Here is a 17642-nt window from a genome sequence, read left to right as displayed (position 1 = left end):
AAACCTCGCATTTGCGAGGTTTTTTGTTTTTAGTCGTGCGGTGGCTGATATTGCGAGATCAGCGCAGCATTCGAAATTTACGCTTTTGCCAGCTGCGTACTACGGAATAGCGCCATAGCCCGCGAATGCCAAAATAACCAATCACAGCACAAGTGATCCCAGTCACCATGCAACCAAGCAGGAATGGAGGACCAATTTGATTCATTTGATGGAGCAGAAACTCCCACGAGAGTTCGAAATGAAACTGCTGATGCGGACTGTTCAGCATCCATGCCCCAAGCTTATAAGCCCCGTAAAACAGTACTGGCATCGTAATGGGGTTACTGATCCAAACCAAGCAGACCGACAACGGCAAATTCACACCAAACAAAATCGCCAATCCTGCTGCCATGATCATCTGGCTGGGAAGGGGAACGAAGGCCATAAACAACCCCACGGCAAAAGCCCCAGATGCCGAACGGCGGTTCAGGCACCACAGGTTAGGGTTATAAAGCACATTGCCAAAAATTTTCAGCGCTTTCTGACGCTTGATAACGTCATGGCTGGGCATAAATCGTTTAATTACGTGTCTAGGCATTGTAATTCTTATTTCTTCAGGCTGGTCTGAAATGTTCAAAGGCGCAGCCGGGATTGCATTTGGACTATTATCGCTTCATTTCTGGTCGTTTCTACCAGAGCATAATGCGCTTGTTACAGCCTTGATTTTAGGGGGTGTAGTGTGTGCCTATTTCCGCTGGCAACTATTGATCTGGGTCGCATTCGGGGCACTAATGGCGAATATCGCGGCAACAGCTTATCTAAAAAACGTCCAAATTGTTTCTGTGCTACAAGAGAATATTACCATAACTGGGGAAGTTAGTAGCCTTTTAAATCATAACAGTGCAGAACCATTGTTTGAGTTTATTGTCAGCAAACATGACCGTTTTCCGTCTCCTGTCCCTGAACAAATACGCTTGCAACTGCGCTGGCAAGTCGGTACGTCAGTACCAATGATGCGGCAAGGGGAGCGTTGGCAGTTAGATGTGAAATTGCGCCCGCCTTATGGGCGGGTTAACAGTGCTGGTTTTGATCGTGAGCGGCATTTTGTTGGTAAAAATATTCATGGTGCTGGCATCGTACTGCGAGGTCAGCGGCTTAGGGGTAGTGACGGTACGTTGACGGGATTACGACAAGCATATTTTGACCAAGCGCTTGAACAGACAGCCACGCTGATACATCAGCCTTATTTGATGGCATTAGGATTTGGCTATCGGGGATTACTCGATGACAGTGACTGGTCAGTATTACGCGATAGCGGCTTGGCCCACCTGATGGCAATATCCGGTTTGCATATTGGCTTAGCTGTCATGGCGGGCTGGGGAGTGGGTGGTTTTATTCGGGTGCTATTCGGTGATAGGAGCCGATGGCAATGGTTACCATTATGGGCAGCTTTCAGTTTGGGCCTTGGTTATGCGTGGCTGGCTGGATTCAGCTTACCCACGCTAAGAGCATTGCTTATGAGTGTATTGATGCTGCTGTTACTGCGGCTGAGGATCAAATGGGCTAGTTGGCAGATCCTATTGGTGGTTTTTGCTATTAGCCTGATGATGAACCCGTTAGTGTCTTATCGTGCCGGTTTTTGGCTGTCGTTTGCCGCCGTATTGATTATTTTACTGGCCAGTATTGGCGGTGTTCGAACGAGTCAGTCTGGCAAAGATGACGTTAGCTGGTATGCTCGATTCCGGCATAAGTTAAGCATCTTGGCTTATATGCAGTTGGCTCTACTGTTTTTAATGTTGCCGGTTCAATGGTTATGGTTTGGTGGATTTACCCCGTTAGCGCCTGTGATTAATTTCATTGCTGTACCTTGGGTGAGCGGGTTAACCGTCCCTTTGGTGCTGGCTGCTGTTGTTTTTTCAGGTTGGCATCCTGTGGCGATGGGGTTGTGGCAATTGGCCGACTGGACTTTGCTGCCAGTGGTGTGGATAGCAAATGTTGCGACTGGAAGTTGGTTAACACTGGCCGTCAGTTGGCAGTTTTATTTGATCGCTTTCGCGATTATTACCTGCCTGATCTGGTTATTACCCTTTCGTCCATTTAAGGGGTTTTGGGCTGTAGTGCTACTGGTGGTTATCAGCTGGGATGGTAGTCGCGGTATGGGTAGCATCATGCGTCCGGACAATAATGAGCAAGATTTTACGTCATGGCAGGTGGATATGCTGGATGTCGGGCATGGTCTGGCGGTCGTGATATCACGCAATGGCAAAGCCGTTTTGTATGATACCGGGGATGCATGGCCGACGGGGAGTATTGCCAGTTCGGTGATTGAACCGGTGTTGCATCAGCGAGGGATCCATCAGTTAGATGGTCTTATTTTAAGCCATGCTGATAATGACCATGCCGGTGGTGCCGCTTATTTGATTTCGCGCTTTCAGCCTCAATGGAAGCGCAGTAGTGATGTCAGGTCTGATTTTGATGTGTGTATAAGGGATGAAAAATGGCAGTGGCAAGGGCTTGATTTTAGAGTGCTTTGGCCGCCTAAACAGGTTAAACGAGCCGCGAATCCCCATTCTTGTGTAATTCAAATTCAGCCCAGTTCCAATCAGAATAGCGCGATGCCTAGCCTGCTGCTTACGGGCGATATAGATGCAATCTCTGAGTTATTGCTAGCGAGGTTAGAGCCCTCACTCTCGCCGGATATTGTATTGGTGCCCCACCATGGCAGTGCGACATCATCGACGGTAACCTGGCTTGAGTCGATCAACCCTAAGTATGGATTGGTGTCGGTTGCACGCTATAGTCCATGGAAACTGCCGTCACCAAGTGTACGACAGCGCTATCGCGATCATAATATCAATTGGTTATCGACGGCCAGTGACGGTCAGGTGTCGCTGCAGATCGATGCTCGCTCGATTTCAGTGACGCGTTACCGACAAGATGTACAGGCGGCTTGGTTTCGGCCCATCGATGACACGAAGTAATTTGTTGTCAGTAAGGCGCGATACCCTTGTTTTATTTTGATTGAAAAATAAGCGAGTTAGTGGAAGGTTAGATGAACTTATTTGGTCCAACGCTGTGAAAAGAGTAGAATGTGGTTAATTAAATTTAAAATAAATTGGTTTCTATGACACAAGCTGACGATCAAACCACTTGGGATACGTTTAAGCGACTTTGGCCTTCTATCTCCCTTTATAAGACTGGGCTAGCTGTAGCTGTTGTTGCTTTGATTCTAAACGCTGCCAGTGATGCACTGATGCTTTCGATGATAAAGCCATTGATGGATGAAAGTTTTGGTGGGCTCGACAGTGTTGAGTCGAATTTTTTGGCAATGATGCCCATTTATCTGTTAGGGCTGATGATCCTTCGCGGCTTTAGCGGTTTTGTTTCAACCTATTGTCTTGCATGGGTCTCGGGCAACGTTGTTATGACGATGCGCCGTCAGGTGTTTAACCATTTTATGAAGATGCCGGTCAGCTATTTTGACCAAGAATCTTCAGGTAAGCTGCTTTCTCGCATTACCTATGACTCAGAGCAGGTTGCCTCGGCAACCAGTGGCGCATTGGTCAGCTTGGTGCGTGAAGGCGCGACCATCATCGCCTTGATGACCATCATGTTTTATAACAGTTGGGAGCTGTCATCGATTCTATTGGTAATCGCCCCCGTTGTTGCTATCAGTATTCGTGTTGTCTCTAAGCGGTTCCGTCGTATTTCGAAAAACATGCAGGATGCGATGGGATCGGTGACCTCATCGGCAGAGCAAATGCTCAAAGGCCATAAAGTGGTGTTGAGCTATGGTGGTCAGCAAGTCGAGCAGGAGCGTTTTGAGCAGGTGAGTAACCGGATGCGTCAGCAGACGATGAAACTGGTTTCTGCTCAGGCTATCGCGAATCCGGTGATTCAGGTAATTGCGTCTTTGGCGTTGGTGGTTGTGTTGATCCTCGCCAATACAGAATCACTGCGAGCATCATTAACCCCGGGTACGTTCGCCCTTATTTTTGGTTCCATGTTCGGCTTGATGCGTCCGTTAAAAGCACTGACTAACGTTACCTCACAGTTTCAACGCGGTATGGCAGCGTGCCAGACCTTGTTTAATCTGATTGAGCTGGATGCTGAAAAAGATCATGGTAACCATGAAATAGACCGTGTAAACGGTACCATAACAGTGAAAGACGTGACGTTCACTTATCCGACCAAGGATACACCAGCGCTACGTAATGTGAGCTTTGATTTGCCGGCGGGTAAAACGTTGGCATTGGTTGGGCGCTCTGGCTCTGGTAAGAGTACCATCGCCAACTTGCTGACCCGATTTTATGATATTGACTCAGGCAGCATCTTAATTGATGACCATGATATCTGCCATTATAAGCTGGCTAACTTGCGTGATCAGGTCGCCGTTGTATCGCAGAATGTGCATTTGTTTAATGACACGATCGCGAATAACATTGCTTATGCAAGCGGTGACCAATACAGCCGGGCTGACATTGAAAAAGCCGCGGAACTTGCTCATGCTATGGACTTCATTAACGGAATGGATAAAGGGTTAGATACGGTTATCGGGGAAAATGGTGTTAGTCTGTCTGGTGGACAGCGACAGCGTATTGCGATTGCCCGTGCCTTGTTACGTAACTCACCAGTATTGATTCTTGATGAAGCGACATCGGCGTTGGATACTGAATCAGAACGTGCAATTCAGGCCGCGCTGGATGAGCTACAGAAAGACCGCACGGTATTGGTTATTGCTCACCGTCTATCAACGATAGAAAACGCTGATCAGATTTTGGTGGTTGATGAAGGCGAAATTATTGAGCGTGGTATACATGCTGAGCTACTGGCTCAGGATGGTGCGTATGCCCAACTTCATCGTATTCAATTTGGTGACTAATGGCATCGGTGATTGAGAAAATTTGGTTTGAGTCCCATCCGCTTGGCTGGCTGCTCAAACCGCTTTTATGGCCGCTAAGTAAATTGTTTGGCGTGATCAGTCGTCGCCGCCGTGCTCAGTATCAGTCAGGGAAAAAAGCCGTTCATCGCGCCAGCGTGCCTGTGGTGGTGGTCGGTAATATCACTGCCGGCGGCAATGGTAAAACGCCGGTAGTGATTTGGCTGGTCGAGCAGCTTAAAGCGGCGGGGCTTAAGCCGGGGGTTGTCTCGCGGGGTTATGGTGCCAAAGCACCGTATTACCCTTACCGGATAGATGCGCAGAGCACCACCTTGGAAGCAGGTGATGAGCCACTACTGATTTATCGCCGCACAGGTGTGCCTGTAGCCGTGTCGCCTAAACGGGCTGATGCTGTTGCGTTGCTAGAACCGGATGTCGATGTCATTATTACCGATGATGGATTGCAGCATTACGCACTCGCACGTGATATCGAAATTGTGGTCATTGACGGCCAGCGCCGATTTGGTAATCAGCAATTGATCCCTCTCGGTCCGCTGCGTGAAAGCTGCCAGCGTCTAGAAGAGGTGGACTTTCTGATTTGTAATGGCGGGAAAGCAATGTCGGGTGAAATTCCGATGTATCTTGCGCCCTCCGCGCTGGTTAATTTGCATACTGGTGAGCGCTGTGAGGCGATGAGCCTGACGGGTGACATTGTAGCTATGGCTGGTATCGGCCATCCACCCCGTTTTTTTAATACATTAGACACGCTTGGACTAAAGCCTGTGCTATGTCAGCCATTTGCTGATCACAAGGCATTTTCTGAGCAAGAATTACAACAGCTGTCAGATAAAGGACAGCATTTAGTCATGACAGAGAAAGATGCGGTGAAATGCCACACTTTCGCTCAGCCCAATTGGTGGTATCTCCCCGTTGATGCGGTGTTGCCCACGGATCAGGCTGAAAGCTTGATTAATCGGATAATGAAGGTAAAGGAAGAATATGGATCATCGTCTGCTTGAAATCGTCGCTTGTCCTGCGTGCAAAGGCAAGTTAAACCTTGATAAAGACAATAATGAGCTGATCTGCAAGTTTGATCGTCTTGCGTACGCTATCAAAGACGGTATTCCGGTTTTGTTGGAATCAGAAGCGCGTACATTAAGTACCGATGAGGTGAAATAATGTCATTTTCTGTCATTATCCCTGCACGTTATCAGTCTACACGTCTGCCGGGTAAACCGCTGGCTGATATTGCAGGCAAGCCTATGATTCAGTGGGTTTATGAGCAAGCGAGCAAGGCCGGTGCTGAGCAAGTCATTGTTGCGACGGATGATCAGCGCATTGTCGACGTAGTGAAAGGCTTTGGTGGTGAAGTGTGCCTTACCCGCGCTGATCACGAATCGGGTACCGAACGCCTGGCTGAAGTGGTTGAGAAATATAAGTTGGCACCGGATCACATTGTGGTGAATGTTCAAGGTGATGAACCTTTGATCCCTGAAACCATTATTCGTCAGGTTGCCGTGAATCTGGCGAACAGTGTGGCGCCAATGGCGACACTGGCCGTTGCGATTGATCATGCTGATGAAGTGTTCAATCCCAATGCGGTGAAAGTGGTGACGGATAAAGACGGTTATGCACTGTATTTTAGCCGTGCCTCTATTCCTTGGGATCGTGATAATTATGCTAAGCGCCCACAGGAAATCCACCATAACCTGATGCGACATATCGGTATTTACGCTTACCGTGCTGGGTTTATCAAAACTTACATTAACTGGGAACCGAGTGCACTCGAAAAGATTGAATCGCTAGAGCAGCTACGTGTGTTGTGGTATGGCGAGAAAATCCATGTCGAAATTGCGATTGATACTCCACCTGTTGGGGTTGATACGCCTGAAGATCTCGAAAAAGTGCGTCAGTTGTTGAGTTAACGTTAACGACGTTACTATCGTGATTTGCAAGCCATGATGAAAAGGGCTAACGATGAAAGTCGTTAGCCCTTTTATTTTATTATGTTGTGTTTGTAATTGTGTTTTTGATGCTGTCAGGGAGGGGGCAATAATAGTTACAGAATAACGATGTTATCGGCCTCGATTTCAGGCATTGGGCCATCGCCAACTTCACCGAATACCCGTAGTCGAGTATCGGCATTAATAGGGAGATCTAATCGAATATTGTCATCAAGGTCGACAGTGACTTGATTGACACCATCGCTTAGCACGTAGCTATTGGTGCCGACTTGTTTCACAAATGTCCCTTCTACGATGACATGTTGATCATTGAGCGACCCAGTATTTGTGATCACTTCACTGATAGCGGTCACATCAACCGGACCGTTATAAGCAACGGAAGACGAATTAGCCATGGCAATAGCAGGGCCGATAGCAAGTACGGCGATAAGCGCAAAAGCAGCGGATTTGTTCATAACGCATTTCCTTATTAAGCTTTGTATTTTGCAAGTGATTGCACTGTGGCATTTTTCTTGTTCGTTATGTTGATATTTAGCGCTCGTACTACTGAATTGACAATGACCAGAGTATTCATTTTGGGTTCATGAACGACTAGGGCTAACTAACAATAAGGCCACTGAATAGTGGCCTTGAAAATAAAATCTTATTGCTTACGGGCTGAGTTGCTAGGCTTTAACGGGCGTCTTATCGATGTCGCTATCCGCATTAAAGAGAGTATCGTCAGCTTGATCAAGAAGCCGTGATGTTATTGTGCCAGCTGCCATGGAACCGCTGACGTTGATAGCAGTACGACCCATATCAATCAGTGGTTCAATCGAGATCAGCAGCCCGGCTAGTGCCACTGGCATATCAAGGGTCGATAACACAATCAGTGCCGCGAACGTTGCGCCACCGCCTACACCTGCGATACCGAATGAGCTGACAGTCACAACAGCGACTAAGGTCAGGATGAACGCAGGATCCAGTGGGTTAATGCCGATAGTCGGTGCAATCATCACAGCCAGCATCGCAGGGTAAAGACCCGCACAGCCATTCTGTCCCATGGTTGCCCCAAATGAGGCTGAGAAGTTAGCGACACCTTCACCATTACCCAGTTTTTTTACCTGAGTATCAATATTCAGCGGAATGGTGCCTGCGCTGGAGCGAGAGGTAAATGCGAACGTCAGTACCGGAAGGATTTTTTTCAGGTAGCGAATTGGATTAACGCCAACGAATGATACTAGTACCAGATGCATCACCAAGATCAGCGCCAGACCTACATAAGAAGCCATCACAAAATTAATCAGATTAAGGATGTCATGGTAGTTTGATCCAGCGACTACTTTGGTCATCAGCGCCAATACGCCATAGGGGGTTAAGCTTAGCACCATGCGCACTAAGGTACGGACCACTTCTTGGGCGACATTGATGAATTTTTCGAAGCTTGCTCCCAGTTCGGGCTGGGTGCGGATAACAGTCAGGCCTGCCACCCCAATGAAAGCTGAGAAAATAACGACAGCAATGGTAGATGTCGGGCGACTACCAGCAAGATCAGCGAACGGATTGCCAGGAAAGAATGAGATGATCATATCGGGAAATGACAGGGTTTGTACCGTACCGAGACGAGTCTGTAGCATTTCACCGCGCGCAATTTCACGAGCGCCTTGCACGATCCCTTCTGCTGATAGGCCAAACAGATGGCTCACAATGATCCCGATGAGCGCAGAAACAGCAGTTGTGGCCAGTAAGATTCCAATACTCAGGCCAGAAATTTTTCCCAGCGATCCCGAGTCTTTGACTTTGACGATAGCACCAATGATTGACACCATGATCAATGGCATGATGATCATTTTCAGTAAGCTGACATAGCCAGCACCAATAATGTTAACGTACTCCAGCGTTTCACTAATAACAGTGCTACCACTGCCATAGAACATTTGTAAGGCAGTACCGAATAGTACGCCGAGGGCAAGGCTGGTAAAAACACGTTTTGATAGTGTGTTATCCGCTTTTTGTTGGCGATATAACAGCGCGATGAGTAGCGCAAAAATGGCTAAGTTAATTATTTGGTGCATGGCATAACCCTACATTATAAGTAAATCAGTGCTTCCGTTACTGACTTATCAGTCATTAATTGCCGCAATAGTATGATGTCCCTCGTGAAACAGGAATGGTTTTATATAGCTTTATATATGAGTAATTCGCACGTGATAAAACTAAATGGAATATAGGTGTATTTTTTGAACATATAGAGATAAATAGAGGCGAGGGATGAGGAAGAGCTTAAGGGCGAGTGTCGAGGGGCTAGGGATGAGGAAGAGCGTCAGGGTGAGTCTTGAGGGATTAGGAGTGAGGAAGAGCGTCAGGGTGAGTCTTGAGGGATTAGGGACGAGGAAGAGCGTCAGGGCGGGTCTTGAGGGATTAGGGATGGGAAAAGAGCCGAGCCGCGAGTTATAAGCCAGAGTGTGACTGTTAGGAATAGAACCACCGGCTTTAGAGGCAAAGCCGATGGTGATGATAGGTGTTTAGGCGGTGGTTGCCTCATGACTGGCAAACAGGTTGCGCAGTTGCTGCCACCAACGGCCCAGAGTTTCGTGCCAGTAACGCTCAGTCTGTTCCAAGTATTGAGAGTTGGGGAAATAGCGTACCCAAGGCTGTTCAATTTTGTTACTGGCCAAGAAGTTAGTCGGCGCCGCAACAGGGTTAAGGCCTACATCGTTGAATTCGTACATCGCGCGATCCATATGGCTGGCTGAGGTCACGAGTACAAGTTTGTGATCCCCCACCACTGACTTGGCTTGAAAAGCCTCTTCCCATGTATCTTTGGCGGTTTCAAGTAACAAGATATCGTTTTTCTGTACACCGAGAGCGAGTGCTACTTTTGCCATCATTCTGGCTTGGCTAACCTCAGTTCCACCACCATAACCTGATAGGATCAGCTTTGAACCGGGAAACATCCGATGTATGCGGATCCCCTCGACAAGACGCATTAACGAAGATCGTGCGAGCTGAGAGGTGATTGGCATAGCGGCATCAATAACATGACCGCTACCGAGCACCATCACAAACTCTACGGTTTTTCCTGAGGGCACATACGGAGGATATGCCTTTTCTAGCGGGCGCAATAAACTGGTTGCCACGGGTTGGAAAGCGATTAGAAACAGGCCGAAAAAAGCGACACTGATAAAAACAGATGCCAGTCCTTTGCGGCGTGTAAACCAGAGCAGTAACAGCCCAATGAACCCGATTATAAGCATCGCGGGCATGGGCATTAAAAAAGCAGAGACAATTTTTTTGAGTTCAAACATGCAATGTCGTCCGAAAAATCAGCAGTTGAGCTTGAAAAAGCACCACAAGCCTTTATTCCTCTATCGCTTGTGAGAAAATAAGCCATATTTTTAGAATCGCTATCATAACGTAAAGCTGCCGTGATTAAAGATCGAAATTTTGATGATATAGCACAAAAATTTGCAACAAATATTTACGGTACTGGCAAAGGCCAGATCCGGCAGACTGTTGTCTGGCAAGATCTTGAGCAAATTTTAGCCCGAATAGAAAACAACAAGCCGCTTCAGGTTTTGGATGCGGGTGGTGGGGTAGGTCAGCTTTCGCAGAAAATTGCAGAGCTGGGGCACCAAGTCACATTGTGTGATCTTTCTGCTGAAATGTTGAAATTAGCTGAGCAAGACATTGCTAAAAATGGCTTACTTCAGCAGTATCGCTTGGTTCATAGCCCTGTGCAGGAAATTGGTGAGCATTTAGAGCAACCTGTCGATTTGATCCTGTTTCATGCGGTGATGGAATGGTTGGCTGACCCGAAGCATGCCCTTACATGTTTGCTTGATCAAGTGAAACCAGGTGGCGTGATATCTGTTATGTTTTATAACTATAACGGGTTGTTATTTAAAAATTTAATATGCGGAAATCTTACCCATGTTGAAGAGGGCATGCCGCACCGTAAACGATTTAAATTGCAGCCACAACAAGGCATTAAGCCAGAAGATGTGTATAGTTGGCTCACCGACGCTGGCTTTAACATATTAGGTAAAACCGGCGTGCGAACTTTCCACGACTATATGCAAACAGTCAGGGTGGGGGATTACAGTTTTGAACAGGTGCTTGCGATGGAGCAAAAGCTATGTCGCGAGGAGCCTTTTTTGTCTCTGGGGCGTTATATCCACGTATATGCGCAAAAGCCGTTAGACGCTAGCAGAGAACATATTAGTAATAAGGACAACGGATGAGTGAAGTAACCCAGACCGTTCCTGAGTTGGTTAATTGGGTTAAGCAGCATGAATTTGAGCTTAATCTGCCAACTGAGCGGCTGGCGTTCCTGTTGGCGATTGCTGTGTTAAGCGGCGATCGTTTCGATGAAGAATTAGGGGAAGGTGAGTTAGTTGATGCATTTCGCATTGTCAGCGATATGTTCGAACAAACACCTGAAACCGTGGCCTTCCGTGCCAACAACGCCATAAATGAGTTGGTTCGCCAACGATTAATCTCTCGTTTTACCAGTGAAGTGACAGACGGTGCCAGTATTTACCGCCTGAGTCCGCTGGCGCTGGGGATCACAGATTATTACGCCCGTCACCGTGAATACTCGACCCTAAAGCTGTCGATTCAGTTAGCCATGGTTGCCGATGAAATTAACAAAGCGGCCAGTGCGGCCCAAGAAGGTGGCGATGAAAAACATTGGCGCCAGAATGTGCATGCGGTACTGAAGTACTCCGTCGCTGAGATTTTTGACCGAATCGATCTGAATCAGCGCACCATGGATGAACAGCAGCAGCAAGTCAAAAAAGACATTGCAGAGCTACTGAATCAGGACTGGCGAGCCGCTATCAGTAGCTGTGAGTCGTTACTGAATGAAACCTCAAGCACCCTGCGTGAACTGCAAGATACATTGCAGGCGGCGGGTGATCAGTTACAAACGCAGTTGCTGATTATTCAGGAAGAAGTGCAGGGCAATCCGGATCTGGACTTTGTCGATGCCATGATATTCAATCTGCAGGCAAAACTGGATCGGATCATTAACTGGGGTCAGCAAGCTATCGACTTGTGGATTGGTTATGACCGCCATGTGCATAAGTTCATCCGAACCGCCATCGATATGGACAAGAACCGTGCCTTTAGCCAACGCCTACGACAGTCAGTGCAGGACTACTTCGATGCACCATGGGTGTTGACCTATGCCGATGCTGATCGCTTGTTGGATATGCGCGATGAAGCTCTGGTACTACGGGACGATGAAGTCACCGGTATTGTGCCGGAAGAGATGGAATTTGAAGAGTTGGATTTGGTGAATGACCAACTTGCCGAGCAAGTTGCTGCCATGCTGCAAGCCCATAAAGAGACGGGTGCGCCAATTAATTTAAGCCTACTTCTGAAAGATTACCTTGCTCTGCACCCTTACGCGCAACATTTTGATTTGGCGCGTTTGGTGATCGACCAAGCAGTTCGATTGGGTTATTCCGAATCAGATTTCAATGCTGTCCAGCCAGACTGGGAAGCAATTAATGACTATGGAGCCAAGGTACAAGCGAATGTCATTGACAAATATTGAAGAATTTATGCCTGAGAAGCTGGCCAAGGCGATTGCCAACCCGCTTTTCCCGGCTCTGGATAATGCGCTCCGTTCTGGTCGTCATATTTCCAGCGAAGATCTAGACAACCATGCCCTGCTGATTGAATTTGAACAGGAATTGGTGCTGTTCTATAAACGCTACCATGCTGATCTGGTTCGTGCGCCAGAAGGCTTTGTTTACTTGCGCCCTCGCTCGACTTCGCTGATCAGCCGTTCAGTGTTGGCTGAAATTGATATGCTGGTTGGCAAAGTATTGTGTTTCCTTTACCTGAGTCCAGAGCGTCTGGCACATGAAGGGATTTTCACCAACCAAGAGTTGTTTGATGAACTAATGACACTGGCTGATGAGAAGAAACTCATGAAGCTAGTGACTAACCGTGCAACAGGCTCGGATCTGGATCGTGAAAAGCTTTATGACAAAGTGAAAACCTCACTGCGTCGTCTGCGCCGTCTTGGCATGATCATCCCGATTGGTGACAACGGGAAATTCCGTATTAGTGAGTCTGTGTTCCGCTTTGGTGCCGATGTTCGCGCCGGAGATGATATGCGTGAAGCGCAGATCCGTCTGATCCGAGATGGTGAGGCTGTGGTTGTCCATCAGCAAGAACCTAGCCAGACCAGCCTGCTGGAAAATGAAGAACAACAAGAATTAGACAGTGCCGGTCAGGAGGGTGAAGCCTAATGGAACGCGGTAAGTATCAATCGTTAACTATGGTCAACTGGAACGGCTTTTTTGCCCGCACTTTTGATATCGATAACTTGGTGACCACGCTATCTGGTGGTAACGGTGCTGGTAAATCCACCACCATGGCGGCATTTATTACGTCTTTGATCCCAGATCAGAGCCTGTTGCACTTTCGCAACACCACTGAAGCCGGTAGCTCGAATGCATCACGTGATAAAGGCTTACACGGTAAGCTGAAGCCGGGTGTTTGTTACTCAGCCTTGGACGTCGTTAACTCGCGTAATCAGCGCATTGTTTTTGCAGTACGTCTACAGCAGGTAGCAGGCCGTGATAAGAAAGTCGATATCAAGCCATTTATTATTCAAGGCCTGCCTTCGCATGTGAAGCCAACGGATGTCTTAATTGAGACGTTGTCTGATAATCAAGCGCGTGTCCGCCAGATCAACGAAGTCAAAGATGTTGTGACAGCCGACTATGAAGGAGTGGTATTTAAAACCTTCAACTCAGTCACGGATTACCACGCGCAGATGTTTGAATTTGGCGTATTGCCAAAGAAACTGCGTAACAGCAGCGACCGTTCAAAATTCTACCGTCTGATTGAAGCATCATTATACGGTGGTATCTCCAGTGCGATCACTCGCTCGCTCCGTGACTACTTGCTGCCACATAATAGCGGTGTGAAGAAAGCGTTTCAGGACATGGAAGCCGCGTTGCGCGAAAACCGCATGACACTGGAAGCGATTAAGCTGACTCAGAGTGATCGTGACCTGTTTAAGCACTTGATCACCGAAGCGACCAATTACGTGGCAGCAGACTACATGCGCCATGCCAATGAGCGCCGTAAGAAGCTGGAACAGACCCTGAGTTTGCGCGGCGAGCTGATGGGGTCACGTAAAACCCTTGATGATCAGCAAGCGTCGATGATCAACATGACCAGTGAGCTGACTGAGCTGACTGAGCGCGAAGGTGCGTTGGAGCAAGATCATCAGGCAGCGTCGGATCACCTGCAATTGGTTCAAACTGCCGTTCGTCAGCAAGAGAAGATTGAACGCTACCGTGAAGATTTGGATGAGTTGACTGAGCGTCTGGAAGAGCAAGTGATGGTGGTGGAAGAAGCCGCCGAGCAGCTTGCCATTGCAGAAGAGCAGGCTCTACTGACGGAAGAAGAAGTCGATAGTCTCAAGACACAGCTTGCCGATTACCAGCAAGCGTTAGACATGCAGCAAACGCGTGCGTTGCAGTACCAACAGGCTGTTCAGGCACTGGAAAAAGCCCGTGATCTATCTGGTGACCACCAGCTATTGGCCGATAAAGCTGTACCGTATTTGGCGCAACTAAAGCAAGAGCAAGACAATCAGACAACGGCGCTTCTCGCTCTTAAACACAAGCTTGATATGTCTTCAGCGGCAGCTCAGCAGTTCGAGAAAGGCCTGCAGTTGGTGACAACCATCGCTGGGGCGGTGGCACGTTCGGATGCGGGCAACAAAGCCCGAGAACTGATAGCGAAAGCCCGTCAACTGAATGCAATGACGGAACGCAGTGACCAGCTGAAAGCCCAATACCGTGATCTTGAGCGTGCTGTTCGTCAGCAGCGCCAAGCAACAGAACTGGCGGAAACCTACAGTAAGCGATTCATGATTACGATAGACGGTGAATTGGCACTTGCTGAAGAGCAGTCGCGCCATGAAGCGACGGTTGAAGGGTTAGAGCAAGCACAAGAACAACTGGTTGATCAGCGTAATGACCTTCGTCGTCAAGAGCAGCAGTTAGCCAGTCAGATCTCAACGCTCGAAGCCGCCGCACCGGCTTGGATCGCAGCCTCAGATGCGTTGGAAAAGCTTGCGGAACAGTCTGAAAGCGAACTCTATGACAGTCAGGCTGTGATGGATGCAATGCAGCAAACGCTGGATAGAGAACGTACCGTTTCATCCCGTCGTGATGAACTGGCGGCACGTAAAAAGCAGTTAGAGCTGGATATCGAACGCCTGGCTCAACCTGGAGGTAGCGATGATTCACGCCTGCGTGCTTTAGCAGATACCTTGGGGGGTAGCCTGCTGTCTGAAATTTACGATGACATCACGTTGGCTGATGCACCGTATTTCAGTGCCATGTACGGTCCGGCTCGTCATGCGATCGTGGTACCTGATCTGAAAGGGATCAAAGAGAAACTGGTTGCCCTTGAGGACTGTCCGGATGATTTATACATTCTGGAAGGGGATGTAGACTCGTTTGACGACAGCGGCTTTGATGTGGATGAGCTGGACGGTGCGGTATGTGTACACCTCAACGATCGTCAGCTTCGGTACTCTCGTTTCCCGAAAGTGCCGCTATTTGGTCGTGCTGCGCGTGAGCAACGTTTAGAGCAGCTACGTGAAGAGCGTGAGCAGGTTGTTGAAGATCATGCTAAAGCTGCGTTTGATTCACAAAAATTGCAGCGCCTGTATCAGAGCTTTAATCGCTTTGTTGCAGTTCATATGGCCGTAGCGTTTAACACTGATCCAGAAGCGGCGTTGAAAGTCGCGCGTGATAAGCGTAATCAGATCAACCGTCAGTTATCGGAGTCAGAGGCAACAGAACAACAACAGCGTAGTCAGCTGACCGCAGCACGCGAAGGCCTTGCTTTGCTGGGTAAGATATCACCATTGGTGAACTTGCTGGCTGATGATACCTTGTCTGCACGCTTTGATGATATTGAGCAGCAGCTGGCTCAGCTTGATGAAGCACGTAACTACCTTGATCGTCATGGAAAAGCGATTGCAGAACTGGAATTGTTGATCACTGCACTGGATGCCGATCCTGAGCAATTTGATGCGCTACAAGCCGGCTATGAGCAGGCCGATCAGAAATTACAAGCGCTTAAGACCAAGATTTTTGCGGTAGCTGATTTGGTTGAGCGACGTCACCACTTTAGCTATGCCGATTCTGTCGACATGCTGAATAAGAGCTCAGAGCTCAATGAACAGCTAAAAAATAAATTGGCAGCCACTGAGCGTGAACGTACTCGTTGCCGTGATGCACTCAAACAAGCGCGTGCACAGGCTAACCAGTACAACCAGTTAATGGCATCATTGAAGAGTTCGCATCAAGCGAAGATGGAAACTGTTCAAGAGTTTGAACGTGAACTGCACGAGCTGGGTGTGCGTGCCGATGTAGAAGCAGAAGAGCGTGCCCGTCTGCGTCGTGATGAGTTGAATGAGCGTTTGCACAGTTCACGCACTCGTCGTAGTCAGTTGGAAAAAGCACTGACCGCGATTGAGCTTGAAATGAAAGGCCTGATCAAGCGTCTGCGTAAAGTCGGCAAAGAATATCAAGACATCCGTAAGCTGGTTGTTACTGCGAAGGCCGGGTGGTGTGCGGTATTACGTCTGGCTCGAGCCAGTGATGTCGAACGCCGTTTGCACCGTCGTGAAATGGCTTACATGTCAGCGGATGAACTACGTTCACTGTCTGATAAATCTCTGGGCGCATTGCGTTTGGCGGTATCAGATAACGAGAACCTGCGTGATGCGCTGCGAGCATCGGAAGATGTATCACGACCTGAGCGCAAGGTATTGTTCTATATTGCCGTTTATCAGCATCTGCGCGAGCGTATTCGTCATGACATCATTCTTACCGACGATCCTGTCGAAGCGATTGAAGAGATGGAAGTGGAACTGGCACGCTTGAGTGAAGAGCTGACTGCCCGTGAACAGCGCTTGGCGATCAGTTCTGATTCTGTGGCTAATATTATTCGTAAGACGATTCAGCGAGAGCAGAACCGTATTCGCATGTTGAACCAAGGTTTGCAAAATATTGGTTTTGGTCAGGTGAAAGGGGTTCGCCTTAACGTGAAAGTACGCGAGACGCATGAATCTTTGTTGAGTGGCTTGGCAGAGCAGCAAGATCAACATCAGGATCTGTTTGGTAACCATCGTCTGTCGTTCTCAGAAGCGATTGCGAAGTTGTTCCAGCGTTTGAACCCGCACATTGATATGGGTCAGCGTTCATCGCAGATCATGGGCGAGGAGCTGCTGGATTACCGTAACTACCTTGAGCTGAGTATCGAAGTAAATCGAGGTACTGACGGTTGGCTACAGGCTGAGTCGGGCGCATTGTCCACCGGTGAAGCGATTGGTACCGGTCAGGCGATCTTGTTGATGGTGGTTCAGAGCTGGGAAGAAGAGTCACGTCGTCTTCGCGGGAAAGACATCATTCCATGCCGTTTACTATTCCTTGATGAAGCCGCACGTTTGGATGGCAAGTCGATTGCTACCCTGTTCGAGCTGTGTGAGCGTCTGGATATGCAGCTGTTGATTGCTGCGCCGGAAAACATCAGCCCAGAAAAAGGCACGACCTACAAACTGGTGCGTAAGATCTTTAAAGATCGTGAACATGTTCATGTGGTCGGGTTGCGAGGTTTTGGCCAAGAGCAAAAAGCACAACCAGCGATTCAAAATATGTTGGAGCTTGATCCTGTTTAAGCCAATGGGATCCACCAGATGGTGATCGTTGAGTAAGTACGGGTTAAAAGATAAAAAGCCGATCGAAAGATCGGCTTTTTTCGTCTTGATAGTAAGAACTTTTTCTCATTAC

At 48.2% G+C, this 17642-nt stretch carries 13 protein-coding genes; 9 read left to right on the top strand and 4 right to left on the bottom strand.

Annotation, left to right across the window (positions count from 1 at the left end):
• Positions 1-58 precede the first annotated feature (58 nt).
• Positions 59-577, bottom strand: coding sequence for a DUF2062 domain-containing protein (locus L4D12_RS00860; protein ID WP_428445922.1), 519 nt, complete (start codon positions 575-577; stop codon positions 59-61).
• A 31-nt stretch (positions 578-608) separates the two neighbouring features.
• Between L4D12_RS00860 and L4D12_RS00855 the strand changes: the two genes are divergently transcribed.
• From L4D12_RS00855 to kdsB, 5 genes are all read left to right on the top strand, one after another.
• Positions 609-2960: a DNA internalization-related competence protein ComEC/Rec2 gene (locus L4D12_RS00855; RefSeq protein ID WP_428445921.1), complete on the top strand. Its 2352-nt coding sequence runs from the start codon at positions 609-611 to the stop codon at positions 2958-2960.
• A 143-nt stretch (positions 2961-3103) separates the two neighbouring features.
• Complete coding sequence (gene msbA, locus L4D12_RS00850) at positions 3104-4861, top strand: lipid A ABC transporter ATP-binding protein/permease MsbA (protein WP_428445920.1); 1758 nt, start codon at positions 3104-3106, stop codon at positions 4859-4861.
• An 8-nt stretch (positions 4862-4869) separates the two neighbouring features.
• Positions 4870-5877, top strand: coding sequence for a tetraacyldisaccharide 4'-kinase (lpxK, locus tag L4D12_RS00845; RefSeq protein ID WP_428446126.1), 1008 nt, complete (start codon positions 4870-4872; stop codon positions 5875-5877).
• Positions 5858-6037: a Trm112 family protein gene (locus L4D12_RS00840; protein ID WP_428445919.1), complete on the top strand. Its 180-nt coding sequence runs from the start codon at positions 5858-5860 to the stop codon at positions 6035-6037. The genes lpxK and L4D12_RS00840 overlap by 20 nt, the downstream gene beginning before the upstream one ends.
• Complete coding sequence (gene kdsB, locus L4D12_RS00835) at positions 6037-6783, top strand: 3-deoxy-manno-octulosonate cytidylyltransferase (protein ID WP_428445918.1); 747 nt, start codon at positions 6037-6039, stop codon at positions 6781-6783. The genes L4D12_RS00840 and kdsB overlap by 1 nt, the downstream gene beginning before the upstream one ends.
• A 134-nt stretch (positions 6784-6917) precedes the next feature.
• On the opposite strand, the gene L4D12_RS00830 is transcribed toward kdsB, so the two are convergent.
• The 3 genes from L4D12_RS00830 to elyC all read right to left on the bottom strand — a co-directional run bounded on the left by L4D12_RS00830 (position 6918) and on the right by elyC (position 10109).
• A complete protein-coding gene (locus L4D12_RS00830) occupies positions 6918-7277 on the bottom strand; it encodes a NirD/YgiW/YdeI family stress tolerance protein (RefSeq protein ID WP_428445917.1) in 360 nt (119 codons plus the stop codon).
• Positions 7278-7487: 210 nt separating this feature from the next.
• On the bottom strand, positions 7488-8876 hold the full coding sequence (locus L4D12_RS00825) for an L-cystine transporter (protein ID WP_428445916.1): 1389 nt from the start codon (positions 8874-8876) through the stop codon (positions 7488-7490).
• A gap of 450 nt (positions 8877-9326) precedes the next feature.
• Positions 9327-10109 (bottom strand): envelope biogenesis factor ElyC, encoded by a 783-nt coding sequence (gene elyC / locus L4D12_RS00820; protein WP_428445915.1) that lies wholly within the window; start codon positions 10107-10109, stop codon positions 9327-9329.
• 120 nt (positions 10110-10229) lie between these two features.
• On the opposite strand from elyC, the gene cmoM reads away from it, so the two are divergent.
• Genes cmoM through mukB form a run of 4 tightly spaced genes read left to right on the top strand, consistent with a single transcriptional unit; the run spans position 10230 to position 17530 of the window.
• Positions 10230-11045 carry a tRNA uridine 5-oxyacetic acid(34) methyltransferase CmoM gene (gene cmoM / locus L4D12_RS00815; protein ID WP_428445914.1) on the top strand — a complete coding sequence of 272 codons (816 nt, stop codon included), beginning with the start codon at positions 10230-10232 and terminating at the stop codon, positions 11043-11045.
• A complete protein-coding gene (gene mukF, locus L4D12_RS00810) occupies positions 11042-12364 on the top strand; it encodes a chromosome partition protein MukF (RefSeq protein WP_428445913.1) in 1323 nt (440 codons plus the stop codon). Before cmoM ends, mukF begins: the two co-directional genes overlap by 4 nt.
• Positions 12345-13067: a chromosome partition protein MukE gene (mukE, locus tag L4D12_RS00805; protein WP_428445912.1), complete on the top strand. Its 723-nt coding sequence runs from the start codon at positions 12345-12347 to the stop codon at positions 13065-13067. The genes mukF and mukE overlap by 20 nt, the downstream gene beginning before the upstream one ends.
• Positions 13067-17530, top strand: a complete 4464-nt coding sequence (gene mukB, locus L4D12_RS00800) for a chromosome partition protein MukB (RefSeq protein WP_428445911.1) — start codon at positions 13067-13069, stop codon at positions 17528-17530. The genes mukE and mukB overlap by 1 nt, the downstream gene beginning before the upstream one ends.
• Positions 17531-17642: the final 112 nt, after the last annotated feature.

The organism is Photobacterium nomapromontoriensis, assembly GCF_050336815.1.
GTDB lineage: Bacteria > Pseudomonadota > Gammaproteobacteria > Enterobacterales > Vibrionaceae > Photobacterium > Photobacterium nomapromontoriensis.
This window is presented reverse-complemented; position numbering and strand designations above follow the sequence as displayed.

What these genes read in the sequence shown, in the direction of transcription:
- L4D12_RS00855 (WP_428445921.1), top strand. Translation starts at nt 609, where the DNA reads ATGTTCAAAGGCGCAGCCGGGATTGCATTTGGACTATTATCGCTTCAT.
- msbA (WP_428445920.1), top strand. Translation starts at nt 3,104, where the DNA reads ATGACACAAGCTGACGATCAAACCACTTGGGATACGTTTAAGCGACTT.
- mukB (WP_428445911.1), top strand. Translation starts at nt 13,067, where the DNA reads ATGGAACGCGGTAAGTATCAATCGTTAACTATGGTCAACTGGAACGGC.
- L4D12_RS00860 (WP_428445922.1), bottom strand. Translation starts at nt 577, where the DNA reads ATGCCTAGACACGTAATTAAACGATTTATGCCCAGCCATGACGTTATC.
- L4D12_RS00825 (WP_428445916.1), bottom strand. Translation starts at nt 8,876, where the DNA reads ATGCACCAAATAATTAACTTAGCCATTTTTGCGCTACTCATCGCGCTG.
- mukF (WP_428445913.1), top strand. Translation starts at nt 11,042, where the DNA reads ATGAGTGAAGTAACCCAGACCGTTCCTGAGTTGGTTAATTGGGTTAAG.
- kdsB (WP_428445918.1), top strand. Translation starts at nt 6,037, where the DNA reads ATGTCATTTTCTGTCATTATCCCTGCACGTTATCAGTCTACACGTCTG.
- mukE (WP_428445912.1), top strand. Translation starts at nt 12,345, where the DNA reads ATGTCATTGACAAATATTGAAGAATTTATGCCTGAGAAGCTGGCCAAG.
- elyC (WP_428445915.1), bottom strand. Translation starts at nt 10,109, where the DNA reads ATGTTTGAACTCAAAAAAATTGTCTCTGCTTTTTTAATGCCCATGCCC.
- L4D12_RS00840 (WP_428445919.1), top strand. Translation starts at nt 5,858, where the DNA reads ATGGATCATCGTCTGCTTGAAATCGTCGCTTGTCCTGCGTGCAAAGGC.
- L4D12_RS00830 (WP_428445917.1), bottom strand. Translation starts at nt 7,277, where the DNA reads ATGAACAAATCCGCTGCTTTTGCGCTTATCGCCGTACTTGCTATCGGC.